Raw genomic sequence first — 23,505 nt, 5'->3', positions numbered from 1 at the left:
GTCGTGGCTGGCCGCCGACGGGTTCGAAGGTAGGTTAGCCTAACCTCAGATAGCAGCAGGTGGGGGGTGCGAAAGGCCGCCCTGCCGTTGTCCGGCGGGCGGCCCGACAGTGTGGCTGAGCGGCCTTCGGCCGTGGTGCGCCACGGAGATTCCGGGGCTACGTCGTGGTGATGGAACCGATGTCGTCGTCGAGGTGCAGCACCGGTGGACGGTGCTGCCGCGCGGTCGGCGCGAAGAGGATGCCGACGGGCGGGAGACCTCGGTGACGGCCGATTCCCACCCGCTCACGCCGGCGCAGGCGTTCCTCGGCCAGGGATCACCGTCCGTCAGGCGTCCATCCCCAACTCCCGTGCGATCAGCATCCGCTGGACCTCGCTCGTGCCCTCGCCGATCTCCAGGATCTTGGAGTCACGCCACATTCGAGCCACCGGGTACTCGTTCATGAAGCCGTAGCCGCCGTGGATCTGGGTGGCTTCGCGGGCGTTGTCCACCGCCACCGTCGACGAGTACAGCTTGGCGATCGCCGCCTCCTTCTTGAACGGCTCGCCCGCCAGCAGCCGCGAGGCCGCGTCCCGCCAGCCGATCCGGGCCATGTGCGCCCGCATCTCCATGTCCGCGATCTTGAACTGGATGGCCTGGTTGGCGCCGATCGGCTTCCCGAAAGCGTGCCGCTCCCTCGCGTACTTCACCGACTCGTCCACACAGCCCTGCGCCAGGCCCGTCGACAGCGCGGAGATCGCGATCCGGCCCTCGTCCAGGATCCGCAGGAACTGTGCGTAGCCCCGGCCCTCCTCGCCCAGCAGGTTCGCCGCCGGGACGCGGACGTCGGAGAAGGACAGCTCACGGGTGTCCGAGGCGTTCCAGCCGACCTTGGAGTAGGGCGCCGCGACCGTGAAACCGGGAGTGCCGGACGGCACGATGATCGAGGAGATGCGGGGGGCGCCGTTCTCCTTGCGGCCGGTCACCGCCGTGACCGTGACCAGTTCCGTGATGTCCGTACCGGAGTTGGTGATGAAGCACTTGGAACCGTTGATCACCCACTCGTCGGTGGCCTCGTCCAGGACGGCCGTCGTCCGGGTGCCGCCCGCATCCGACCCGCCGTCCGGCTCCGTCAGCCCGAACGCGCCGAGGGCCTCGCCCGAGCAGAGCTTCGGCAGCCAGCGCTGCTTCTGCTCATCGGTACCGAAGCGGTAGACCGGCATCGCGCCGAGCGAGACCCCGGCCTCCAGGGTGATCGCCACGGAGGAGTCGACCCGGGCCAGCTCCTCCAGGGCGATCCCGAGGGCGAGATAGTCCCCGCCCATGCCGCCGTACTCCTCCGGGAACGGCAGGCCGAACAGACCCATCCGCCCCATCTCCCGCACGATCTCGTACGGGAACTCATGGCGCTCGTAGAAGTCACCGATCTTCGGCGCGACGACGTCGTGGGCGAACTCCTCGACGGTACGGCGCAGTTCCTCGTGCTCGGCGGTCAGCCGGTGGTCCAGGGACATGGGACGTCACTCCTTGTGGGACGGCGCTTGTGGCGCCGAGAGCGCTTTGACGGTTCGGGACGGACTGGGGCGGCCCAGCTGTTCGGCCATCCACACGCTCGTGGCGGTGAGTGCGCCGAGATCGACCCCGGTTTCGACACCGAGGCCGTCGAGCATCCACACGAGATCCTCGGTGGCGAGATTGCCGGTCGCGCTCTTCGCGTACGGGCAGCCGCCGAGGCCGCCCGCGGAGGCGTCCACCGTCGTCACCCCCTGCTGGAGCGCGGCCAGGGTGTTGGAGAGCGCCTGGCCGTACGTGTCGTGGAAGTGCACGCCGATCGTGTCGGTGGGCACCCCCGCCCCGTTCAGCTCGGACAGCAGGGCGATCACATGGCCCGGGGTGGCGACGCCGATGGTGTCGCCGAGGGAGAGTTCGTCGCAGCCGAGGTTCATCAGTGCCTTCGCGACACGGACGACCTGGGCGAGGGGCACGGCGCCCTCCCACGGATCGCCGAAGCACATCGACAGATAGCCCCGCACATGGACCTTCTCCGCCTTCGCTCGGGCCACGACCGGTTCGAACATGGCGAGCGACTCGTCCACGGTGCGGTTGAGGTTGCGGGCGGCGAACGTCTCCGTCGCCGACCCGAACACCGCGATCCTCCGGGCGCCCAGCGCCAGCGCACGGTCCAGACCGCGCTCGTTGGGTACGAGGACGGGCAGGGCCACGTCCCCGACATCCGCGACGTCCCCGAGCAGCGGGAACAACTGCTCGGCATCGGCGAGCTGGGGCACCCACTTCGGGTGGACGAAGCTCGTCGCCTCGATCGTGGACAGCCCGGCGACGGCGAGCCGGCGGATGAACTCCGCCTTCACCTCCGTCGGCACCACGGTCTTCTCGTTCTGCAGTCCGTCGCGGGCCCCGACCTCATGGATGCGGACCCGGGCGGGCAGCCCCGGAGCGGGCACGGTCATGGGCAGGTCTGGGTCGGTCACGATTCCTCCCTCGGGGCCACCACGGCCAGAATCTGGTCCATGGCGACCGTGGCACCGGCGGTGACGTCCAGCTCGGTGACCGTTCCTGCGTGCGGGGCGGAGATGACGTGCTCCATCTTCATCGCCTCGACGACGAGCAGACTCTGCCCGGCCGCGACCTCGTCCCCGACGGCCACCTTCACCACCGTCACGGTCCCCGGCATGGGCGCCGCGAGCGTGTCGGCCCCGGACCGGGCGGCGCCGCTGAGAGAGGCCTCCACCGGGTCGTGGTCCTGGATGTGCCAGGTGTCCCCGTCCCGGCCGAGCCAGACGCCCTCCGCGGACGCCGCCCGGCTGAACGTATGGGTGAGGCCGTCGAGTTCGACGGTGACGCGCTGCGCGGTCGCCCCGACGAGCCGGGACACCTGCGCACCGGGCAGTGAGGGCACCGGCCCGCACGCGTCGGCCCGCTCGTCCCGGTCCCCGGCGTGGCCGAACGCCAGCTCGGCCGTGCCCTCCGCAGCCGTGCGCAGGCTCACCCGCACCGGATCATGGCCCGGTACGCGGAAGTGGTGGAAGGTCGCGGCGGGCGTGCCGCCGAGGCGCCAGCCGTCGGTCACGGAGAACGGATCGACCCAGCCGGAGGTGCTTCCGGACGTCGGCTGCCGCAGCAGCGCCGCCGCCGCGTACACCTCCTCGGGCACACCCACCGGCACCAGGCTGTCCGCCTCGCGCTCCACGAGCCCGGTGTCCAGATCGCCCGCGACGACCGCCGGATGGGCCAGCAGCCGCCGGAGGAACCCGGCGTTCGTCGGGACGCCCAGCACCACCGTGTCCGCCAGCGCCGCCCGCAGCCGGCGCAGCGCCGTGGCCCGGTCGGGGCCGTACGCGATGACCTTCGACAGCATCGGGTCGTACGTGCTGCCGACCGGCACGCCCTCGCTGAGTCCCGAGTCCGTGCGCACCCCGCCGCCCTGCGGCTCGTCCAGGGCGAGCACGGTCCCACCGGACGGCAGGAAGCCGCGCGCCGGGTCCTCCGCACAGACCCGGGCCTCGATCGCATGCCCGGTGAGCGTGATGCCGTCCTGGGTGTACGGGAGCCGCTCGCCGGAGGCGACCCGCAGCTGCCACTCCACCAGGTCGAGACCGGTGATCAGCTCGGTGACCGGGTGCTCGACCTGGAGGCGGGTGTTCATCTCCATGAAGTAGTACGAGGCGGGGTCGCTACCCGGGACGATGAACTCCACCGTGCCCGCGCCCACATACCCGCAGGACCGTGCCGCCTGGACGGCCGCCTCGCCCATCGCCGCCCGGGTCCTCTCGTCGAGCAGGACCGAGGGCGCCTCCTCGATGATCTTCTGGTGGCGGCGCTGGAGCGAGCACTCGCGCTCGCCGAGATGCACCACATTGCCGTGTCCGTCGGCGAGGACCTGGATCTCGATATGGCGCGGCCGGTCGATCCACCGCTCCACCAGGAGCGTGTCGTCGCCGAACGAGGCGCGAGCCTCGCGCCGGGCTGCCGCGATCTCGTCCGCGAGCAGCGCCGCCTCGCGCACCAGCCGCATGCCCTTGCCGCCACCGCCCGCGGACGGCTTCAGCAGCACGGGCATGCCGATCTCCCGGGCGGACTCGGCCAGTTGCCCGTCCGTGAGCTCACTCCCGGACGAGCCGGGCACGACCGGAACCCCGGCCGCCGCGACCGTCTCCTTGGCCCGGATCTTGTCGCCCATCAGCGAGATCGCCGAGGCGGGCGGGCCGATGAAGACGAGCCCCGCGTCCTCGCAGGCCCGGGCGAAGCCGGCGTTCTCGGCGAGGAAGCCGTATCCGGGGTGGACGGCCTCTGCGCCCGTACGGCGGGCGGCATCCAGGAGCCGCTCCACGGACAGATAGCTTTCGGCGGCGGGCGCGGGCCCGATCCGTACCGCCGTATCGGCCTCCCGGACATGCCGGGCGTCCGCGTCCGCGTCGCTGAAGACGGCGACCGACCGTACGCCGAGCTCGCGCAGGGTCCGGATGACCCGGACCGCGATCTCGCCACGGTTGGCGACCAGAACAGTGCTGAACATGGAAGTCCTCACATCACATCCGGAAGACGCCGAAGCCGGGGCCGTTGGGGTCCTTCTGGGCCAGCGGGGCGTTGGCACAGGCCGTCAGGGCGAGCCCCAGCACCTGCCGGGTCTCCATCGGGTCGATCACACCGTCGTCCCAGAGCCGGGCGGTGGCGTAGTAGGCGTTGCCCTGCTGTTCGTACTGTGCGCGGACAGGATCCTTGAAGGCCTCCTCGTCCTCGGCGGGCCACTCTTCGCCGCGCCCCTCGATCTGGTCCCGCTTGACCGTGGCCAGCACGGAGGCGGCCTGCTCGCCGCCCATGACGGAGATCTTGGCGTTGGGCCACATCCACAGGAAGCGCGGCGCATAGGCACGGCCGCACATCGAGTAGTTGCCGGCGCCGTACGAACCGCCGACGACGACGGTCAGCTTCGGCACCCGGGTGCACGCCACGGCCGTGACCATCTTCGCGCCGTGCTTGGCGATGCCGCCCGCCTCGTAGTCCCGGCCGACCATGAACCCGGAGATGTTCTGCAGGAACACCAGCGGGATGCCGCGCTGGTCGCACAGCTCGATGAAGTGGGCGCCCTTCTGGGCGGACTCGGAGAACAGGATCCCGTTGTTGGCGATGATGCCGACGGGGTGCCCGTGGATCCGGGCGAAGCCCGTGATCAGCGTCTGGCCGTACTCAGCCTTGAACTCGGCGAAGCGCGAGCCGTCCACGACCCGGGCAATCACCTCGCGTACGTCGTACGGCGTGCGCGAATCGACGGGCACCGCCCCGTACAGCCCCGCGGGATCGACCTTGGGCTCGTCGGCGGGCTCCACGGACCAGGGGAGCGCCGCACGCTCGGGGAGCGTCGCGACGATGTTCCGTACGATCCGCAGCGCGTGCGCGTCGTCCTCGGCGAGGTGGTCGGTGACTCCGGAGGTACGGGAGTGGACCTCGCCGCCGCCGAGCTCCTCGGCCGTGACGACCTCGCCGGTGGCGGCCTTCACCAGCGGCGGGCCGCCCAGGAAGATCGTCCCCTGGTTCCGGACGATGACCGCCTCGTCGCTCATCGCCGGGACGTACGCCCCGCCCGCCGTGCAGGAACCCAGCACGGCCGCGATCTGCGGGATACCGGCCCCGGACATCCGGGCCTGGTTGTAGAAGATGCGCCCGAAGTGGTCCCGGTCGGGGAACACCTCGTCCTGCATCGGGAGGAACGCGCCGCCGGAGTCCACCAGATACAGACAGGGCAGCCGGTTCTCCAGGGCCACCTCCTGGGCGCGGAGGTGCTTCTTCACCGTCATCGGGTAGTACGTGCCGCCCTTGACGGTCGCGTCATTGGCGACGATCACGCACTCCCGGCCGCTGACCCGTCCGATTCCGGCGATCACCCCGGCCGCCGGGGCAGCGCCCCCGTACAGCCCCTCGGCTGCCAGAGGTGCCAGCTCCAGGAACGGCGAACCCGGATCGAGCAGCGTGTCCACCCGCTCCCGGGGCAGCAGCTTGCCGCGTGCCACATGCCGGGCGCGGGCCTTCTCACCCCCGCCGAGCCGTGCCGTGGCGAGCCGCGTGCGCAGCTCCTCGGCGAGCGCGTGATGCGCCGCCTCATTGGCCTGCCAGGCCTCCGAGGCGGGATCGGCCGCGCTCGCCAGGACCGGTGCCTGCTGCATCGTGTCGAGCCCCCTTGCCCGTACCGCTGAAGTTAATAAGCGTTAACGCATTACGCCCAGGTTAACGAGCGCTAACGCGCCTGTCTAGAATGAATCTCCATGAGCACCCATGCCGCCGACCGCACCGCCGCCCGTGCCGTCTCCCGTGTCGCGGCTCCCACCCGCCGCGAGCAGATCCTCAGGGAGGCCGCCCGCCTCTTCGCCGAGCGTGGCTTCCACGGGGTCGGCGTCGACGAGATAGGTGCGGCTGTCGGCATCAGCGGCCCCGGCCTCTACCGCCACTTCCCCGGCAAGGACGCGATGCTCGCCGAGCTGCTGGTCGGCATCAGTGAGCGCCTGCTCGCGGGTGGCAGGCTGCGGGTCACCGAGGACGCGGCCTCATCGGGCAGCTCTCCCCAGGCCCTCCTGGACGCCCTCATCGAGGGACACATCGACTTCGCCCTGGACGACCGCCCCCTGATCACCCTCCATGACCGCGAGCTGGACCGGCTGCGCGACACGGACCGCAAGCGGGTGCGCCAGCTCCAGCGGCAGTACGTGGAGGTGTGGGTCGAGGTCGTCCGCGCCCTCTATCCGAACCTCGCGGAGAGCGAGGCCCGGGTCACGGTGCACGCGGTCTTCGGCCTGTTGAACTCCACCCCCCACCTGACCCGCCCCGAAGCCCTTCCGGACCGCACGGCCACGGCTGCCCTGCTGCACCGGCTCGCGCGTGGGGCCTTCGCGGCGGCGGCCGCCTGATCGAGGGGTTGGTCAGGCGCCGCTTCGGTCCGCGCCGGCCCTGATCCCGTCGAGGGATTCCTGCTCCGGCGCGGTCGCATCGCCGTACTGGCTGCGCCTACCTGCTGGGCACTTCATCTCGCGGGATGGGGCAAGGCCGCGGGGCCACGCCCTGCGGGCGCCCAGGACCGGCGGTCCCGGGACACCGCCGCCCGCCACGGCCACCCCGGCTGCCTCGGCTGCCGGATGGCCGGCCGCGGCGGGATCCGTGGCGACGCGGCCGCGGTGCCGGCGCCCGCGTCCCGGTCCGCCGCGGTGTGAGCCCCGGAAAGGACCGCCCGGCGCCCGCGGTGTTCCTGCGCGGTGCCGGTGTGCGGGCGGACAGGGTGGCGCAGGGATTCCGCGGTGCAAGACGCCCGGTACACAGCGCGTCCCTGACGGCACAATGGGTTCATGCCGATACCCAGCCGCGCCGCCCTCGTCGAGCACCTCGTCCGTACGCGTATCGCGGGCAACGTAGCCACTCCTCGCGACAACAACCTCTCCCACTACCGCAAACTCGCCAACGGAGACCGCCACTACTGGCTGGGGCTCGAGCTCGGCGACCGGTGGCGCGACGAGCAGGACGTGCTGGCCGTGATGGCCGAGCGATGCGGGGTCAGCGACGACCCCGAGCATCGGCAGGGCCAGGACACCATCGACCCGGAGCTCACCGTCGACGCCCTGGACCGGATGGCGGCCCGGCTGCGGAAGGCGGCGGCGGGCGCGGAGCGGGTGCTGTTCGCGACGGGGCACCCGGGCGGGCTCCTCGATGTGCACCGGCAGACCGCGGCCGCCCTGCGGGCCGCCGGGTGCGAGATCGTGAGGATCCCCGGGGGGCTCATGGCGGACGAGGGCATGGTCTTCCAGTTCGCGGACGTGGCGGTGCTGGAACGCGGCGCGACGCTGTGGCACACGCACTCCCCGGCGCCGATGGCCGCGATCCTGGACGGACTGGAGCGCGAGGGCAGGCCGCAGCCGGATCTGGTCGTGGCCGACCACGGATGGGCCGGGTGCGCAGGACAGCGCGGGCTCGACTCGATCGGGTACGCGGACAGCAACGACCCGGCGCTGTTCCTGGGCGAGGCCGAGGGCACCCTCCAGGTCACCGTGCCGCTGGACGACCACGTCACCGACCCGCGGTTCTACGACCCGATGACCGACTACCTGCTGGACGCGGCCGGACTGCTCCCGGCCGTCGACCTGGCGTAGCGGGCCGCCAGCTCACGCAGGTGCTCGACCAGCTCGGCAGGCTCCGTCACCGTGAAGTCGAAGCCGAGCATGCCCAGATGGACGGCGAGCGTGTCCAGTGAGTCGGCCCCGGTGTCCAGGACGCAGGTCTCCGCGTCGACGGCCTCCACCGAACCCACCGCGGGATTGATCCGATCGAGCACCGCGGAGGCGGGCGCGTGCACCGTCACCCGGGCGCGATGGCGCCAGGCGGCGGCCGACGCCTTGCCTGCGACATAGGCCGCCGCGTTGCCGTCGGGGTCCTCGCGCGGTGCGAAGCGCGGGCCGGACGGGGTGCGCGGGGTTATTCGGTCCACGCGGAAGGTGCGCCAGTCGTCCCGGTCGATGTCCCAGGCGACCAGGTACCAGCGGCGGCCCCAGTTGACGACGCGCTGGGGTTCGACCAGCCGGCGCGTCGACGCCCCCGCGTGGTCGCGGTAGTCGAGGCGCAGCCGCTCGTGGTCGCGGCAGGCGGCCGTCAGCGTCATGAGGAGGTCCGTGTCGACGGCCGGGGCGGGCCGGTCGGCGGGCACCGGCACGGTGTACTGCTGCAGCGCCCGCACGCGGCGGCGCAGACGGGGCGGCAGCACCTGCTCCAGCTTGGCGAGTGCCTGGAGCGAGGTCTCCTCCATGCCGGCCATCGCACTCCCGGCGACATTGCGCACCGCGATGGTCACCGCGACCGCCTCGTCGTCCTCCAGGAGCAGCGGCGGCATCGCGCTGCCGGCCGCCAGCCGGTAACCGCCGGCAGATCCGCGTGTGGCGTCCACCGGGTACCCCAGCGTGCGCAGCCGCTCGATGTCGTTGCGCACCGTCCGGCCGCTCACACCGAGCCGTTCGGCGAGTTCGGTGCCGGGCCACTCGCGGGGTGACTGGAGCAGGGACAGGAGCCGCAGCAGGCGGGCGGAGGTTTCCAACATGCCCCTACTCTGAGGCGCGAATAGGAACGGAGTCTTCCTATTGGAATCCTAGAATTCTGCTCATGGAGAACAGCACCAGCAGCACCAGCTCGAACGCCCACGCCGACGCCGTCCGGCCCTTCCGGGTCGAGATCCCCCAGGCCGATATCGACGACCTCCACGACCGGCTGTCCCGCACCCGCTGGAACACCGGCGTGCCGGGCGTCGACGGCTGGTCGCGCGGCGTACCCGCCGACTATCTGAAGGGGCTCGCCGAGTACTGGGCGGAGGGGTTCGACTGGCGCAAGGCCGAGGCGCGGCTGAACGAGTTCCCGCAGTACGTCACCGAGATCGACGGCCAGGACATCCACTTCGCGCACGTCCGCTCGGACAGGGCGGACGCCACCCCGCTGCTGCTGATCCACGACTGGCCCGGTTCGTTCGTCCAGTTCATCGACGTCATCGAGCCGCTGTCGCGCGACTTCCACGTCGTCGTCACGTCCACGCCCGGCATCGGCTTCTCCGGGCCGCTCTCCTCGCCCGGCTGGAACACCGGCCGGATCGCCGCCGCGTTCACCGCCCTCATGGCCCGCCTCGGCTACGAGCAGTACGGCGTGCAGGGCAACGGCGGCGGCGCCTGGATCGCCGGCGAGATGGGCCGGATCGCGCCCGGACACGTGGTCGGCATCCATGTGAACGGCCTGGTCACCTTCCCGTCGGACGACCCCGCGGACTTCGCCGGCCTCACCGAGGGCGAGCAGACCCGGCTGGAGCGGCTGCAGCAGTTCCGCGACGACAAGATGGGCTTCAACGCCATCCAGTCGACCCGCCCCGAGACGGTGGCCTACGGACTGCACGACTCACCGGTCGGCCAGCTCGCCTGGATCGTGGAGAAGTTCAAGGAGTGGACCGACACCGCGAAGGAACTGCCCGAGGACGCGGTGGACCGCGACCGGCTGCTGACCAACGTCAGCCTGTACTGGTTCACCGGTACGGCAGGTTCCTCGGCCCACCTGTACTACGAGACGGCCCACGACCCGGGCGCCTGGGCGCCCAAGGAGCGCGGTACGGTCCCGACCGCCGTGGTCGTCGCGCTGCCGTCGGACGTCGCCATCCGCCGCTACGCCGAGCGCGACCACCACGTGGTGCGCTGGACCGAGTTCGAACGCGGTGGCAATTTCCTCTCCCTGGAGCAGCCGGAACTGCTGGTCGAGGACGTGCGGGAGTTCTTCGCGGGTCTTTAGGGCCCCGCCTCCGGACCGCGCCGGGCCCGGCGCCGCCGACCGAGGCCCGGCGTCGGATCCAGGTAGACCCGGCGGACCGACGGATACCGCTCCCGCAGCTGCTCGTCGGCCTCCTCGCATGCCCATTCGACCTGCGCGGCACTTGCCACGTCCCGGAAGTCGACCTTGGCCGCGATCAGGATCTCGTCCGGGCCCTGGATGAGCGTGGTCAGCTCCAGGACGTCGATGATGTGCGGTACGGAGAGCAGCTCCTCCCGCACCCCCGCCCGCATCGCCGCCGGCAGCGGCCGTCCGATCAGCAGCTGGGCGTTGGACCGGCCGAGCACCCAGGCCACGTACACCAGCAGGACTCCGATCAGAACCGATGCGATGCCGTCCCACACCCCCGATCCGGAGAGCCGGCCGCCGAGCAGACCGCCGGCGGCCAGCAGGAGACCGACAAGGGCGGCCGAGTCCTCCATCACGACGGCCTTGACCGCGGTGTCGGGGGTGCGGCGCAGATAGCGGGATGCGGGGACACCGAGGCCGGCCGCCTCGCGCCGGACCTGCCGGACCCCCGTACGCAGCGAGTAGCCCTCCAGCAGGAAGGCGACGCCGAGCACGAGGTAGGACACGAACGGGTCGCCGAGATCCTCCCCCTGGACCAGGGTGTGGATGCCGTCGTAGAGCGAGAAGACCGCGCCGCCGACGAACGTGGCGACGGAGGCGAGCATCGCCCAGATGTACCGCTCGGGGCCGTAACCCAGTGGGTGCTCCTCGTCGGCGGGTTTCCGGCTGCGCTTGAGCGCGGTGAGGAGCATGACTTCGGTGACGGTGTCGGCGACCGAGTGCGCGGCCTCCGAGAGCATGGCGCTCGAACCGCTGATCAGACCCGCCACCAGCTTCGCCACGGCGATACCGAGGTTGGCCGCGACGACGACGGTGAACGTGGACTCCCCACCATGACTCTTCTCGTCACTCATGGTGGGGAGTATGTCCGTATACGGGGTTTCAGTCCCGCGGGACGCGGACCACACCCTCCTGGATGACCGTGATGGCCAGCTGCCCGTCCGCCGTGTAGATCCGGGCCTGGCCGAGACCGCGTCCGCCGGAGGCCGACGGCGACTCCTGGTCGTACAGCAGCCATTCGTCGGCGCGGAAGGGCCGGTGGAACCACATGGCGTGGTCCAGGCTGGCCCCCACCACGTCACCGACCGCCCAGCCGCCGCGCCCGTGGGCGAGCAGCACCGAGTCGAGCAGGGTCATGTCGGAGACGTACGTCGCCATGCAGACGTGCAGCAGTGGATCGTCCGCCAGCTTGCCGTGCGTCCGGAACCACACCTGGGACCGTGGCTCGCGCGGTTCGCCTGCGGTGGCGAACGGCGGGGCGTCCACGTACCGCAGATCGACGGCCGCCCGCGCCTCGATCAGCCGGTCCACCATGAGGGGATCGGTGAAGCGGTCCGCGTACCGGGGCAGCATCTGCGCAGCCGTGGGCAACGTCTCCGGGTCCGGGGCGGACGGCATGGGCGCCTGGTGGTCCATGCCCTCCTCGTACGCCTGGAAGGAGGCCGAGAGGTGGAAGATCGGTTTGCCGTGCTGCACCGCGACGACCCGGCGGGTCGCGAAGGACCGCCCGTCACGGATGCGGTCCACGGTGTAGACGATCGGCGCCCCCGGATCCCCGGGGCGCAGGAAGTACGCGTGCAGGGAGTGGGCCGACCTGTCCGCCGGGACCGTACGGCCCGCGGCGACCAGGGCCTGTGCGGCGACCTGGCCGCCGAAGACCCGGGGCACGACCGCGCTGCGGCTCATGCCCCGGAAGATGTCCTGCTCGATCTGCTCCAGATCGAGCAGATCGAGCAGGGATTCAAGTGCTGCGCTCATGGAGGAGAACGTAGCCGCTCTTACAGACCCATGGACTTGGCGATGATCGACTTCATGACCTCGCTGGTGCCGCCGTAGATGCGGTTGACCCGGTTGTCCGCGTACAGGCGGGCGATCGGGTACTCGTTCATGAAGCCGTAGCCGCCGTGCAGCTGGAGGCAGCGGTCGATCACGCGGTGCGCGACCTCGGTGCAGAACAGCTTCGCGGAGGCGGCCTCGGCGGCGGACAGCTCGCCGGCGTCGAGGGCCTCCAGCGCGCGGTCGGCGACGGCCTGGGCGGCGTCCACCTCGGCCTGGCAGGCGGCCAGCTCGAACTTGGTGTTCTGGAACGAGGCGACGGTCTTGCCGAAGACCGTGCGGTCCTGCACGTACTCCGTGGCGAACCGGACAGCGGCAGCGGCCTGCGCGTAGGCGCCGAAGGCAATGCCCCAGCGCTCGGACGCCAGGTTGGTGCCGAGGTAGCCGAAGCCCTTGTTCTCCTCGCCGAGCAGGTCCTCGACGGGCACCTTGACGTCGACGAAGGCGAGCTCGGCGGTGTCGGAGACCTTCAGGCCGAGCTTGTCCAGCTTGCGGCCGACGGAGTAGCCCGCCGACTTGGTGTCCACGGCGAACAGGGAGATGCCGAAGCGGCGGTCGTCCTCGCGGGGCGCGGACGTGCGTGCGCACACGATCACGCGGTCGGCATGCACGCCACCGGTGATGAAGGTCTTGGAGCCGTTGAGGACGTAGTGCGTGCCGTCCTCGGAGAGCTTGGCGGTGGTCTTCATGCCCGCGACGTCGGAGCCGGTGCCCGGCTCGGTCATCGCGAGGGCCCACATCTCCTCGCCGGTGGCGAACTTCGGCAGCCAGCGCTTCTTCTGCTCGTCGCTGGCGAGCATCTTGATGTACGGCAGGCCGAGCAGGGTGTGCACACCTGAGCCGCCGAAGGAGACACCGGCGCGGGCGGTCTCCTCGTAGATCACGGCCTCGTACTTGTGCGAGTCGATGCCGGCGCCGCCGTACTCCTCGTCCACCTCGATGCCGAAGACACCCAGCTCGCCGAGCTTGAGGTAGAACTCGCGCGGCGTCTGACCCGCGGCGAACCACTCGTCGTAGACGGGGACGACCTCGGCTGCGATGAAGGCGCGGATGGTCTCCCGGAACGCCTCGTGGTCCTCGTTGTAAACCGTACGGCGCACGGGATGCCTCCTGGTGTCAGCTGCAGCTTCGATGCGGGGTGGCTAAGCGCTTGCTCAGTCCTGGTCAAAGTTACCCGGCGGTCACAGCGGCTGTCCAGGGTGATGCTCAGCACGCCCGCACCTCCTGAGGCACCCGTAGCAGAGAGTGCTGACGCCGAGCGCTGCGTACACCCGAATGGCGGTGCGCGACGGTCGGGCGCAGAGTGAATGAGGAGCCGACGAGGACGAGGGCAGCCTCGTCGCAACAACCCTCTGTGAGGCAGTCATGGCTGATGTCGAGTCCCAGGACGGGAGTTCAACGACAGGCAGGAGTGGGGGACAAGGCGGGCGCGGCAGGACCACCATCGCCGACAACGTGGTGGCCACCATCGCCGGAATCGCCATCCGCGAGACCGACGGCGTGCATTCGGTCGGCCGAGGAGCAGCGAAGGCCCTGGGTGCCGTCACCGGGCGGGTGTCCGGGTCGTCCGGACACGGACGCTCCGTCAAGGTGGAAGTGGGGGAGAAGCAGACGGCGATCGATGTCGACATCGAGGTGGAGTACGGCGTCCCGATCCATGAGCTCGCCGAGCAGGTCAGGACCCATGTGACGGACGCGGTGGAGACGATGACCGGCCTGGAAGTCGTCGAGATCAACATCAACGTCTTCGACGTCCATGTCCCGGACGAGGACGAGGACGAAGACAGCGAGGACGAGGAGAGCCGCCGCCGGGCGTCCGCCCGCGTGCAGTGAGCCGCGCGCCCGCCCGCCGGTTCTGCCCACCGAGGCGTCGGGACCGGCGGCGAGCGCTGAACGAATCGGTTGGGAGTCGTCACCCGGATTTCGTCTGGAGAGTCTTCGAACATCGTTACGCTGCACCGCAGTTGCCGAGAGCGCGGAGGCCTGCGGTGGGGGAGCCGACATTCGGAGTCCTGGGGCCGCTCCAGGTGAAGGCGCACGGTGTCCCGGTACGGATCGGCGGAGCCAAGCCCCGCGCCGTACTGGCGACTCTGCTGCTCCAGCCGAACGGCTTCGTCTCACTGGACCTGCTGACGGAGGTCCTGTGGCCCGGTGGCGCACCTCGGTCCGCGGTCGCCAACGTGCGCACGTATGTACGGACGCTACGGCTGCGGCTGCCCCCCGAGGCGGTCGACGGACTGCGTACCGAGCCCTCCGGCTACTCGCTGGACGTCGCACCCGGCCAGGTGGACATGCTGCTCTTCGAGCAGCAGCTCGCGGCGGCCCGTGCCGCGCGCGAGCGCGGTGAGGACGCCGCCGCACTGCGCGCCTACGAGTCGGCCCTGGGGCTGTGGCGCGGCGGGGTGCTCCAGGACGTGGCCTCCAGCGTGGTGTGGGACCCGGCCGTCACGCGCCTGGAGGGGCTGAGGTCGCTCGCGGCCGACGAGTGCCTGGAGTTGCGGCTCCGGCTCGGGGACTACGCCCACCTGGTCTCCGGCCTGCGGTCCCGGCTGACCGAGAGCCCTCTGCGGGAGGACCTGTGGCGGATGCTCGTGCACGCGCTGAACGACGCGGGCCGCAGCGCCGAGGCGCGGTCCGCGTACGCCGAGGCGGAGCACGTGATCGCCGCCGAGCTCGGGATCGGGCCGAGCGAACCGCTGCGGGCCATCGGCGCCGAGGTCAACGGCTACACTGGCCGCCGCCGCGCAGCAACGCCCGTTCCCGTCTGCCAACTCCCGATGGACATACCCGACTTCACCGGCCGCGCCGTCGAGGTCGCCGACCTGGAGGAGTTACTGTCCACCGCCGGCCGGCAGCCCGTGGTCGCGGCGGTGTCGGGGCCGCCGGGTGCCGGGAAGTCCACGCTGGCCGTGCATGTCGCCCACCGGGTGCGTGACGCGTTCCCCGACGGGCAGCTCTTCGTCGACCTGGCCGGAACGAGCGAGTGCCCCCGTGAGGCGGCGGACGTCCTGGCCGAGATGCTGCGTGGCCTGGGCGTCATCGACAGCGCGATACCCGGGGAACCGGGCGAACGTGCCGCGATGTTCAGGTCCCGCCTGGCCCAGCGGCGATTCCTCATCGTGCTCGACGACGCCCTGGACGGCGCACAGGTGAGCCTGCTGCTCCCGGGCACCGGCGGCTCGGCGGTGCTGGTCAGCTCGCGGCGCCGGATGCCCGGTCTGCCGGCGCACGCCTGCCCGCTCGGGCTGATGCGGCACGACGACGCCCGTGCCCTGTTCGGAGCCATCGTCGGCGCGGACCGGCTGCGCCGGGAGGGGGCCGACGCCGACCGTGTCCTCGCCGAGTGCGGATCACTGCCGCTGGCGGTACGGATCGCGGCCGCCCGGCTCGTGAACCGGCCCGGCTGGAGCGTCGGCACGCTGGCCGACTCGCTGCGCGACGAGCGCGGTCGCCTCGGAGCGGTCGGATCCGGGGGTGAGCTGGAGGTGCGGGCCGGCGCCGAACTCAGCTACCGCCATCTGCCCGAGCCCGCCGCCCATGCCTTCCGCACGTTCGGTGACCTGCCCGACGACGCCGTCCCGGGCTGGCTCGTCGCCGTTGCGACGGGGTGCGACAGCGATACGGAGGGGGGTCTGGAGACCCTGCTCGACGAACATCTCGTCGAAGTCGTGGGCAGGGATCATCTCGGTCTGAACCGTTACCGCATGCACGACCTGCTGCGGTCCTACGCCCGCGAAATCGCCTTGACGGACAATCAGGAGATACGGCTGCGGCGGCGCCTCCGGGTCATCGACGCGCTCACCGCCCTCTCCCGCTCCGCCAACGCCGCCATGCCCACCCGCTTCCTCGGCGTGCTGGGCGAGCCCGACGAGCGGGGCTTACCGGAAGGACCGGCGCACGCTGTCGCCTCCACGGTGCGCGCCCGGCCCGTGGACTGGTTCGAGAGCGAGCACCGCAACCTCGTCGCCGCCGTCGACGCAGCCGTCCGGCTCGGGCGGACCGACCGGGCCGCCGACCTCGCGATCGAACTGGCGGGATTCTTCGACATGCGGGGCTACTACGGTGACTGGCTGCGGACCCACCGGCTCGTGCTCGACGCCATGCCGCACCACGACGACCTCAGGGCGGCGGCGCTGCTGCGCAACCTCGGCCAGCTGCATCTCTACCAGGACCGGTACCCCGACGCGCTCGCCTCCTTCGACCGGGCCAGGGCGCTCTTCGCCGAGCTCGGCCACCCGACGGGGGAAGCGATCGCCGCGGTGGGGGCCGGCTCGGTCCACCGTGTCGTGGGTGATCTCAGCACCGCACTCGGGACGTTCACCGCCGCGCTCCAGGACTTCGCCGCGGCCGGCGACCGGCACGGCGAGGCGGTGGCACGCAACGCGATCGCCTCCGTCTGGCTGGAGCGCAAGGACCCGGAGACCGCGGCCGGCTGGCTGCGCGGGGCCCTGGAGCTGTCCCGTGCCGACGGGGACCGCCACCGCGAGGCACAGGTGCGCCGCAGGGTCGCCGTACTGCACGAGCTGCGCGGCGAACCGCAGTCGGCGCGTGGCGAACTGGAGCGGGCCCTCGGCACCTTCGACGAGCTGGCCGACCTGCACTGCGCCGCATACGTGCAGCAGAGCATCGCGGAACTGTGCTTGCGGCAGGGCGATGCCGGTGAGGCGTCGGCGCTGTTGATCGGGGCACTCGCCGTGCAGCAGCAGCTCGGGGACCGCCGCGCCGAGGCCCGGGTGGCCGGCCTGCTGGGCGAGCTGCACGACGCGACCGGCCGCAAGCAGACCGCGCGGCACTACTTCCACCGCTCCCTCGCGACCTGGCGCCGCCTGGGCCTGTCCGACGAGGCCGGACTGGTGGACGCGAAACTCCGCTCGATGCGCTGAGCGGCGCCGATGGAGGACAGGTGCGGGTGCAACCGCCGTCGCACCCGCACCTGGCACACGGGTCACCGGGTGCCGGCCCGTCCTCCCGCCGGCACCCGGCGGTACGTCAGCATCTGTTCTTGCTGACCTGGTTGCGCTTGAGGTAGTCGCTCCACGTGACGCCCTGGACTACTGCGACGACGACCGCGCCGTTGAGCTTCTGCTCGTAGTGCAGGTGCGGGGACAGGTCGTAGAGGGCGGAGGTATTGCCGACCTCGCCTATCAGCTGGCCCACGTTCACCGTGGCGCCCGCGGCCACCGAACGAGTCTTCAGATGCGCGTACCGCGTCTGCCAGCCGCCCCCGTGGCCGATGACTATGGTGTTCCCGTATCCGGCGCCCGTCGAGTAATACGATTCGAGCACCGTGCCACCGGCACTGGCGAACACCCGGCGGCCCTCGTCGTCAGGGGTGCCGTTCGCGTCGTAGTGGTTCCAGTCGATCGCGTGCGCGGGACTGTGCCCCGACCAGTTGCTGCCGAGCCATGTCTGGTTGCACTCGAAGGGCATCTTGAAGGCGGGCCGAGCGGCCACGGCGGCCTCCGACGAGTCCACGACCGGCGCCGCGACAGCGGCCGGAGCGGTGAGCACGGCGGCCGCGACCGCGCTCATGGTGATCAGCGACCGGCGAAAATTCCTGTGCATGGTTCTCCCCTTGTCGTCGGGTGACACGGCGATTGAAGGAGGCGGGCATACACAGCGGATACATTCCGCCCGGTGTTGTCAGTGGTCTGGTGCAGCATCGGGACGACGGATCACCGAGTGGACGGGGGGATCGCCGTGGCGATCACGAACCAGCGCATGACGGAGTACGCGTTCCTGCGGGGGCTCTACGAGGACGGGTACTTCCCCGACCGCGTCGTGGACAAGGGCAGGGCCGTCCTGGTCCGGCTCTGCGAACGGATCGAGGCCGAGCGCCCCGCCGGCCTGGCGGCGCTGTACGTGCTGACGACGGCGGCGACCGACGAGTTCAACGCCCTGGAGGCGGAGTTCGAGGCAGCCGGCAGTGAGATCGAGACCGTCGCCCGCGAGGAGATAGCCGAGGACTTCTGGTGCATCGCGACGGCGTACGGGTTCGCGGACGCGGACGTGGAGGAGCTGATCGCCACCCGGGAGTGGTGACGGAGGGCGGGGGCGGTATCGGGAGCCGCGTCAGGAGTCGAGCACCGCAGCGACGGCTTCGATCTCCACGAGCTGGTCGGCGTAGCCGAGTACGGTGACGCCCAGCAACGTACTGGGGGCGTCATGCTCTCCGAACGCCGCCCGGACCACGTCCCAGGCGGCTACCAGGTCCTCCTGTCGCGTGGATGCGACGAGCACCCGCGTACTGATGACGTCCTCCAGGGAGGCGCCCGCAGCCGCGAGAGCGGTCCGCATGTTCTCGAACGCCTTCGCCGCCTGGCCCGCGTAGTCACCGACAGCCGCCGTCGAGCCGTCCTCGTTCAGCGGGCACGCCCCGGCGAGGAAGACCGGACGTGCGCCGGCGGGAGCCGTGGCCGCGTAGGCGTACTCGGCGACGTCGGACAGCTGGGCGGAACGGATCAACGTGACGGTACCGGGCATCGTGTCCAGGCCTCCTCGGTCGAAGTGCCCTCATCCTCACAAGAGTTCTCCGCCCACGCCTCGCCTTTTCGGTCGGCCCGCGCGTCCGAGGGCCCTTAGGCTGCGTGAATGGGTGACATGTACGCAGTGGATCTCGCACTGGACCTTCCGGCCTCCGTGCCGGGCGCCGTGATGGACGATCTTCGCCGGCACCTCGGGACACATCCGGACGGGCAGGACGACGGGCAGGACGACCCGGTGCCGCTGCTCGCCGAACGCGGGCCCGCGATGCGCATCGGCGGGCTCCTGGTGGGAGAGATCGCCCGAACCGGCGACGGCTGGTCACTGACCGCGCGGCAGGAGGTGCACGCCGAACTCCTGCCCGATCTGGACGCGCTCCTGGAGCGGCTGGCCCACCACTGCCGGACCGAGGGCGTCATCGGGCAGATCCGGTTCTACGAGGACCATGTGCCGGAGCTGCTGATCAACGACTCGGGCACGCTCGTGAGGATGGCCCTGACGCCTGCGCCGATCGGTGACACCCCGGCACGTCCTCACGGCTGAGCGGACGGCTCACAGCAGCGGCGTCATGCCTTCGTCCGAGGCCGTGCCGCCCCCTGCGCCCAGGCGCGGGCGAACCGCTCGTGCGCGGGCGGCGGTACCGCGGCGGGGGCTTCCGCCGGCGCGGCGGGTGCCGGGCGCGGGGCCTTCACGGCGGTCAACTCCTTGCGGACGGCGCGGTGGTGGTCGAGGGACCAGGAGTTCCAGCGGCGGACGGTGCGATCGGCCGGGCGGTCGAAGGCGTGCAGCTGGAGGTGGAGGGCGGCCGCGTCACGGCTGACACCGAGGTCCCCCGCCACCTCGTCCACCAGGTCCGGGGCGCCGAACAGCGGGTTGGCCTCGTACTGGCCGGGCGGGACCGGGGTGGCGGCGGACCGGTCCGCGAGCCTGCGCAGAGCGGCGAGCAGATCGGCGGGAAGGTCCGTGAGCCGGTCGAGCAGGGCGCGGGCGCCCTCCGCCGCGGGGTCCCCGACCGGGCGTTCGGCGAGAGCCCACGCGGCGGCGGTGGCAGCAGCCCGTATGCCGTCGGCGTCCAGCCGCTCCTCGACGCGGCCGGTGAGCAGGGCCGTCGCCCAGGTCTCCGGGAGGCCGTGTTCCGAGGCGAGGGCCGCGGCGTGGCTGCCGTCATCGGTGTACGGAGACGTGCCGAGCAGCTCGGCCCAGGCGGCGGCCATCCGGTCCGCGGCCTCGGTCGTCCCACCAGGGGCCCAGAGCTCCGCCGGGTCGCCGGGCAGAGCGGCCGCGAGCACGGTGCGCCGGCCGGCCGGACCGAGCCGCCGCTGGAACTCGTCGTACGCGAACGAGATGGTCCGGTCCGCCTTGTACGGCTTGGAGCGGAGCAGTTTGCGGTGCGCCTCGTAGTCGTCGCTGCCGGCGAATCCGTCGAGGACCAGGGCGGCGACGGGGCGCGGCACTCCGGTGCGCCAGCGGAACAGGTCCACGGCCTCCTCGGACACCGGCAGCGGGCCCTGTTCGGCGAGCAGGGCCAGCAGGCGGGGGAGCCGGACGGTGTCGTCGGAGGTGATGGTGTGCGTGGCGCACTCCTCGGCGTCGGCGGGCGCCGGATCGGCTGCTCGCTGAAGGAAGGGGGCGAGGTCGCTGCGGACGGGCCCGGAGGCCACGGTGACGCCGTCCGCGCGGAGTTCGGCGATCCGTCGCTCCGGTGACCGGCCGGTCCGCCAGGTGCTGCCGGCCTCCGCGAACGGCTGCCTGCTCCAGATGCCGAGCAACGCCGTGAGCGCCTGCCGCTGCTCGTCGGGCGTGGCCGCGACGACGGCCCGCCAGGCCACGGCATCGATCCGGCCGGTCAGCACCGCCCACTCGGGCGGCGGGGCGGGCAGGGCGAGCACCCGCACCTCGTCGTCGATCTCGCCGCGCAGGTGCCGGCCGTCGGCTGCGACCGAGGTGAGGAGGGCGGGCTGCGGCTGCAGCCGCCGTTCCTCGTAGCCGCGCAGCTGGGGCAGCAAGCCGTGGAGGGCCGGGACGAGCCGGGTGTCCGGCTCCGGGTCGGGCAGGTCCACGACCGGTCCGGCCCGCATGACGGCGACCCGGTGGGACAGCTCCCGGCGGCGGCGCAGTAGGTCCGCGGCGAGCCGGGCGGCGCGGTCCACGCCGTCCCGGACCCTCGGGTCGGTCACCCCGGGCAGGGCGCTCCCGGTGCCGGGGTGCAGCAGTTCGTGTACGGCGGTGTCCGCGACCGTCCGCAGGGCGCGGGAGGAGGGCTCGTCGCGCGGGGTGAGGAAGTGCCAGAAGGCGGGCGGCGGCACCGGCCCGGCCAGCTCGCCCAGGGTGGCGCGGCCCCGGGAACTGTTGCGGCTTCCGGGGAAGCCCCGGACCTGCCAGAGCAGCGAGTTGTCGTCGGCGGCGTGGCAGCGGATGGTGGTCCCGCCGGCCAGGACGGCGTCCTCGCCGTCGAGCGGCAGGGCGAGGATGCCCCACGGGCGGCGGCCCCAGTTGCGGCTGCGGTAGGGGGCGGTACGGCCGTCGATGGACTCCAGTACGAACTCGCGGGGCGACGGCCCCCCGTACGGCGTGCGGTAGTCGACCCGGCAGCCGGTGAGTCCTTTGTCCTGGCCGAGCGGGGAGGGCGGGGCGCCGGGCGGCAGCGCGGCGAGGATCCGGTGGTCGGGGAAGGGCTTGGTGCCGGCCGGGGGATCGGCGGGGTCGTGGAAGGCGGGAAGGGTGCGGTCGGCGGTGGGAACGCCGGTGGCCGTGTCCAGCCGCTTCCAGCCGCCGTGGTCCTCGCTGAACACCGCGGTGCTCCAGAAGGCGTGGCCGTCGCTCATCTGGTAGTCGCGATGGCCGATGCCCTCACGGCCCCCGGCCCGAAGGACGCGCTCGCCGTCGAACCGGCCGCCACCGTCCAGGGTTTCGAACTGGTAGCCGAGGCCGCCCTGGATGCTGCCGCCGTAGGGGCGCAGCCCGTAGGTCTGCTCCGGCTCGAACGTCTCGTCGGGGCGGCCGGACCAGTAGGCGGTGCTGGGGACGTTGTCCTCGTGCTCCTCGTTCCAGGCGACGAGGAACTGGCCGCCGACCCAGTGCACGGTGTGCCCCAGCGAGCCGTCGGGCAGATCCAGGACGTGGTCGCCGCGCAGCCCGGCGTGATCGACGGCGAGGGCGCGCGTCTCCCCGTACACGGTGAGCACCGGCCAGGTGCAGGTGACATGCACGGTTTCGTCGGGCCGGAACTCGGCAAGGGCCTGCTCCAGGGCGGGCCAGCCCAACTCCTCGGGCAGCCCGGCCCGCAGGGCGCGGGCCAGCGGGCCCGTGAGATCGAGGGCGTCGAGGGCTTCCTCGATGCCGTCCAGGGCGATGGCGGTGGGCCGGTCGAGGAGGCCGTGCAGTTCGTCGAGGGCCTCGTCGGCGGCGGCGAGTCCGCCACCGCGCAGGGCGTCGAGCAGCTTCTCGACGCGGGCGTGCACCTCGGCGGTGATGCCCGGATTGTGCGGGAGCCGGCTGATGGCGGTGCCGCCACGGGTGCGGAGCCCGGCGTGCACGGTGCCTTCCAGCCGGGGGCCGAACACCGGGTCGGCGGCGAGCGCCTTGAGATCGCGCCGGGAGCGGTCGCCCCAGAATTCCAGGCCGATCGCAGGACCGGGGTCGTGCACGGCCATGCCCTCGGCGAGGCAGAGGTCGAGCAGGTCGGCGTCGAGATGCGGCCATCGGTAGCGGTCCTCGTGCAGCCGGACCGGGGCGCCGTCCGCGCGCAGCCGCGGGGCGAACCGGCGTACCAGCTCGAAGAGTTCCGACGGCATGGGCTGTCCGGTCACCCCGCCTCCGGCGACCGTGCGGTGCGAGTACCCGGCGGCGTACCGGCGCAGCCAGTCCCCGAGGCCGTCCTTCGGGGCGATCCGGCCGGCCGCGGCCGCGTCGGCGGCTCCGCAGGCGATGAGCAGCCGCAGCCAGGCCGCCGCGTCGTTCTTCGACTCGGGAAACATGTCGAGAAGGGCGGCGGCCTGCTCGTCGGCGGGCGGGTGCGCGGTGAGCGGGCCGACGGCCGCGTCGAGCAGCCGGTCGGGCACGGCCTTGCCGCGGGAAGCGGCCAGCAGCCCGCCCAGTACCCGGGCCTCCTCCTCGATGCCGAGACCGGCGGCGCGGGCCGAGTCCCGGATCCGGCGGGCCAGGTCGGCGGGGAGCTCGCCGGGTGACGCGGCCCAGGCGGTCAGCAGGGCGACGAACTCGTGGTGTGCGTCGCCCGGTTCGAGGACATCGGCCAGCCAGACGGGGGCTTTGCTGAGCTCGGTGGCCGGCAGGGCGCCGAAGCGGGCGAACAACGCTGCGTTTGCCCGGCGCCAGCCCGGGGCGACCGGCAGCCCGTGGGCGCTTTCGGCGGTACGGGCCAGCCCGTAGGCGCGCGCCGCGGAACGCCGGTGCGTCTCCAACATCCAATGGCCGATGGTGTCCCAGAACCAGGGCAGATGGGCAGTCGGCAGACCCCGGGCCACGCGCTCCGCATCGTCCACGAACCGGCCGGGCTTCTCCCAGGACCGGTGTCGGCTGCTGCCCGCCCGTTCCAGCGTGTCACGGGCGTCGGTTTCGACGCCCGGTCCCTGAGTGCGCGCCCAGTCGGCGTACGTCTCGGAGTTGTGGTGATCGGCCGGGAACGGGACGGGAGTTCCGGTGCTGCTGGTCATACTCACGATCTTGTCAGGCGGTACTGACAACAGGTCCGGGCCCCCGTGCGGACCGGGTGGCACGAGCCTTCGGTCTCCTCTGCTCCGTTCGACCGCGCGGTACTCGGCCGGATCAGGG

18 protein-coding genes are annotated in these 23,505 nt (G+C 71.9%); 7 read left to right on the top strand and 11 right to left on the bottom strand.

Annotated features, from left to right (window positions below):
- Positions 1-326 precede the first annotated feature (326 nt).
- The 4 genes from ACFWBQ_RS05915 to ACFWBQ_RS05900 are packed head-to-tail and all read right to left on the bottom strand — an operon-like array spanning position 327 to position 6,158.
- A complete protein-coding gene (locus ACFWBQ_RS05915; RefSeq protein WP_385484465.1) occupies positions 327-1,493 on the bottom strand; it encodes an acyl-CoA dehydrogenase family protein in 1,167 nt (388 codons plus the stop codon).
- Between the two features lie 6 nt (positions 1,494-1,499).
- Complete coding sequence (locus ACFWBQ_RS05910; protein ID WP_385485017.1) at positions 1,500-2,447, bottom strand: hydroxymethylglutaryl-CoA lyase; 948 nt, start codon at positions 2,445-2,447, stop codon at positions 1,500-1,502.
- A 17-nt stretch (positions 2,448-2,464) separates the two neighbouring features.
- Positions 2,465-4,513: an acetyl-CoA carboxylase biotin carboxylase subunit gene (locus ACFWBQ_RS05905; protein WP_385484462.1), complete on the bottom strand. Its 2,049-nt coding sequence runs from the start codon at positions 4,511-4,513 to the stop codon at positions 2,465-2,467.
- Between the two features lie 13 nt (positions 4,514-4,526).
- A complete protein-coding gene (locus ACFWBQ_RS05900; RefSeq protein ID WP_385484459.1) occupies positions 4,527-6,158 on the bottom strand; it encodes a carboxyl transferase domain-containing protein in 1,632 nt (543 codons plus the stop codon).
- A 99-nt stretch (positions 6,159-6,257) separates the two neighbouring features.
- Between ACFWBQ_RS05900 and ACFWBQ_RS05895 the strand changes: the two genes are divergently transcribed.
- Both ACFWBQ_RS05895 and ACFWBQ_RS05890 read left to right on the top strand, forming a co-directional pair.
- The gene (locus ACFWBQ_RS05895) at positions 6,258-6,896 is read left to right on the top strand and encodes a TetR/AcrR family transcriptional regulator (RefSeq protein ID WP_385484456.1); all 639 of its coding nucleotides are present in this window, start codon (positions 6,258-6,260) and stop codon (positions 6,894-6,896) included.
- A 432-nt stretch (positions 6,897-7,328) separates the two neighbouring features.
- Positions 7,329-8,126: a phosphatase gene (locus tag ACFWBQ_RS05890; protein WP_385484453.1), complete on the top strand. Its 798-nt coding sequence runs from the start codon at positions 7,329-7,331 to the stop codon at positions 8,124-8,126.
- On the opposite strand, the gene ACFWBQ_RS05885 is transcribed toward ACFWBQ_RS05890, so the two are convergent.
- Positions 8,078-9,064, bottom strand: a complete 987-nt coding sequence (locus ACFWBQ_RS05885) for a helix-turn-helix transcriptional regulator (RefSeq protein ID WP_385484450.1) — start codon at positions 9,062-9,064, stop codon at positions 8,078-8,080. The genes ACFWBQ_RS05890 and ACFWBQ_RS05885 overlap by 49 nt on opposite strands.
- Positions 9,065-9,126: 62 nt before the next feature.
- On the opposite strand from ACFWBQ_RS05885, the gene ACFWBQ_RS05880 reads away from it, so the two are divergent.
- On the top strand, positions 9,127-10,287 hold the full coding sequence (locus ACFWBQ_RS05880) for an epoxide hydrolase family protein (RefSeq protein ID WP_385484447.1): 1,161 nt from the start codon (positions 9,127-9,129) through the stop codon (positions 10,285-10,287).
- Here the strand turns inward: ACFWBQ_RS05880 and ACFWBQ_RS05875 are convergent.
- From ACFWBQ_RS05875 to ACFWBQ_RS05865, 3 genes are read right to left on the bottom strand one after another with little or no spacing between them, the layout of a single operon-like run.
- The gene (locus tag ACFWBQ_RS05875; RefSeq protein ID WP_385484444.1) at positions 10,284-11,249 is read right to left on the bottom strand and encodes a cation diffusion facilitator family transporter; all 966 of its coding nucleotides are present in this window, start codon (positions 11,247-11,249) and stop codon (positions 10,284-10,286) included. The two genes, ACFWBQ_RS05880 and ACFWBQ_RS05875, sit on opposite strands and share 4 nt — an antisense overlap.
- 28 nt (positions 11,250-11,277) lie before the next feature.
- Positions 11,278-12,153: an acyl-CoA thioesterase gene (locus ACFWBQ_RS05870; protein WP_385484441.1), complete on the bottom strand. Its 876-nt coding sequence runs from the start codon at positions 12,151-12,153 to the stop codon at positions 11,278-11,280.
- 20 nt (positions 12,154-12,173) lie between these two features.
- Positions 12,174-13,331 (bottom strand): acyl-CoA dehydrogenase family protein, encoded by a 1,158-nt coding sequence (locus tag ACFWBQ_RS05865; RefSeq protein ID WP_385484438.1) that lies wholly within the window; start codon positions 13,329-13,331, stop codon positions 12,174-12,176.
- 265 nt (positions 13,332-13,596) lie between these two features.
- On the opposite strand from ACFWBQ_RS05865, the gene ACFWBQ_RS05860 reads away from it, so the two are divergent.
- Positions 13,597-14,064: an Asp23/Gls24 family envelope stress response protein gene (locus tag ACFWBQ_RS05860; protein WP_385484435.1), complete on the top strand. Its 468-nt coding sequence runs from the start codon at positions 13,597-13,599 to the stop codon at positions 14,062-14,064.
- A gap of 155 nt (positions 14,065-14,219) precedes the next feature.
- Positions 14,220-17,114, top strand: coding sequence for a BTAD domain-containing putative transcriptional regulator (locus ACFWBQ_RS05855; protein ID WP_385484432.1), 2,895 nt, complete (start codon positions 14,220-14,222; stop codon positions 17,112-17,114).
- Positions 17,115-17,220: 106 nt separating this feature from the next.
- Here the strand turns inward: ACFWBQ_RS05855 and ACFWBQ_RS05850 are convergent, their stop codons facing one another.
- Positions 17,221-17,796, bottom strand: coding sequence for a M23 family metallopeptidase (locus tag ACFWBQ_RS05850; RefSeq protein WP_385484429.1), 576 nt, complete (start codon positions 17,794-17,796; stop codon positions 17,221-17,223).
- Between the two features lie 135 nt (positions 17,797-17,931).
- Between ACFWBQ_RS05850 and ACFWBQ_RS05845 the strand changes: the two genes are divergently transcribed.
- Positions 17,932-18,273, top strand: coding sequence for a DUF5713 family protein (locus ACFWBQ_RS05845; protein ID WP_385484427.1), 342 nt, complete (start codon positions 17,932-17,934; stop codon positions 18,271-18,273).
- A gap of 30 nt (positions 18,274-18,303) precedes the next feature.
- On the opposite strand, the gene ACFWBQ_RS05840 is transcribed toward ACFWBQ_RS05845, so the two are convergent.
- Entirely contained in the window at positions 18,304-18,714 is a 411-nt protein-coding gene (locus ACFWBQ_RS05840; protein ID WP_385484424.1) for a RidA family protein, read from the bottom strand.
- 108 nt (positions 18,715-18,822) lie between these two features.
- Here ACFWBQ_RS05840 and ACFWBQ_RS05835 point away from each other — a divergent pair, with 108 nt between their 5' ends.
- Complete coding sequence (locus ACFWBQ_RS05835) at positions 18,823-19,257, top strand: hypothetical protein (protein WP_385484421.1); 435 nt, start codon at positions 18,823-18,825, stop codon at positions 19,255-19,257.
- Positions 19,258-19,280: 23 nt separating this feature from the next.
- Here ACFWBQ_RS05835 and ACFWBQ_RS05830 read toward each other — a convergent pair whose 3' ends face one another.
- Complete coding sequence (locus ACFWBQ_RS05830) at positions 19,281-23,387, bottom strand: hypothetical protein (RefSeq protein ID WP_385484418.1); 4,107 nt, start codon at positions 23,385-23,387, stop codon at positions 19,281-19,283.
- Positions 23,388-23,505 lie beyond the last annotated feature (118 nt).

It is taken from the genome of Streptomyces sp. NPDC060035, assembly GCF_042736635.1.
In the GTDB taxonomy this organism is placed as follows: domain Bacteria; phylum Actinomycetota; class Actinomycetes; order Streptomycetales; family Streptomycetaceae; genus Streptomyces.
The sequence above is the reverse complement of the archived record's forward strand: the minus strand, read 5'-3'. Positions and strand labels throughout refer to the sequence as shown.

Bases quoted from the DNA above. Each gene is read 5' to 3' on its own strand.
- ACFWBQ_RS05915 (WP_385484465.1), bottom strand. From the start codon at position 1,493: ATGTCCCTGGACCACCGGCTGACCGCCGAGCACGAGGAACTGCGCCGT.
- ACFWBQ_RS05910 (WP_385485017.1), bottom strand. From the start codon at position 2,447: ATGACCGTGCCCGCTCCGGGGCTGCCCGCCCGGGTCCGCATCCATGAG.
- ACFWBQ_RS05905 (WP_385484462.1), bottom strand. From the start codon at position 4,513: ATGTTCAGCACTGTTCTGGTCGCCAACCGTGGCGAGATCGCGGTCCGG.
- ACFWBQ_RS05900 (WP_385484459.1), bottom strand. From the start codon at position 6,158: ATGCAGCAGGCACCGGTCCTGGCGAGCGCGGCCGATCCCGCCTCGGAG.
- ACFWBQ_RS05895 (WP_385484456.1), top strand. From the start codon at position 6,258: ATGAGCACCCATGCCGCCGACCGCACCGCCGCCCGTGCCGTCTCCCGT.
- ACFWBQ_RS05890 (WP_385484453.1), top strand. From the start codon at position 7,329: ATGCCGATACCCAGCCGCGCCGCCCTCGTCGAGCACCTCGTCCGTACG.
- ACFWBQ_RS05885 (WP_385484450.1), bottom strand. From the start codon at position 9,064: ATGTTGGAAACCTCCGCCCGCCTGCTGCGGCTCCTGTCCCTGCTCCAG.
- ACFWBQ_RS05880 (WP_385484447.1), top strand. From the start codon at position 9,127: ATGGAGAACAGCACCAGCAGCACCAGCTCGAACGCCCACGCCGACGCC.
- ACFWBQ_RS05875 (WP_385484444.1), bottom strand. From the start codon at position 11,249: ATGAGTGACGAGAAGAGTCATGGTGGGGAGTCCACGTTCACCGTCGTC.
- ACFWBQ_RS05870 (WP_385484441.1), bottom strand. From the start codon at position 12,153: ATGAGCGCAGCACTTGAATCCCTGCTCGATCTGCTCGATCTGGAGCAG.
- ACFWBQ_RS05860 (WP_385484435.1), top strand. From the start codon at position 13,597: ATGGCTGATGTCGAGTCCCAGGACGGGAGTTCAACGACAGGCAGGAGT.
- ACFWBQ_RS05850 (WP_385484429.1), bottom strand. From the start codon at position 17,796: ATGCACAGGAATTTTCGCCGGTCGCTGATCACCATGAGCGCGGTCGCG.
- ACFWBQ_RS05840 (WP_385484424.1), bottom strand. From the start codon at position 18,714: ATGCCCGGTACCGTCACGTTGATCCGTTCCGCCCAGCTGTCCGACGTC.
- ACFWBQ_RS05835 (WP_385484421.1), top strand. From the start codon at position 18,823: ATGGGTGACATGTACGCAGTGGATCTCGCACTGGACCTTCCGGCCTCC.
- ACFWBQ_RS05830 (WP_385484418.1), bottom strand. From the start codon at position 23,387: ATGACCAGCAGCACCGGAACTCCCGTCCCGTTCCCGGCCGATCACCAC.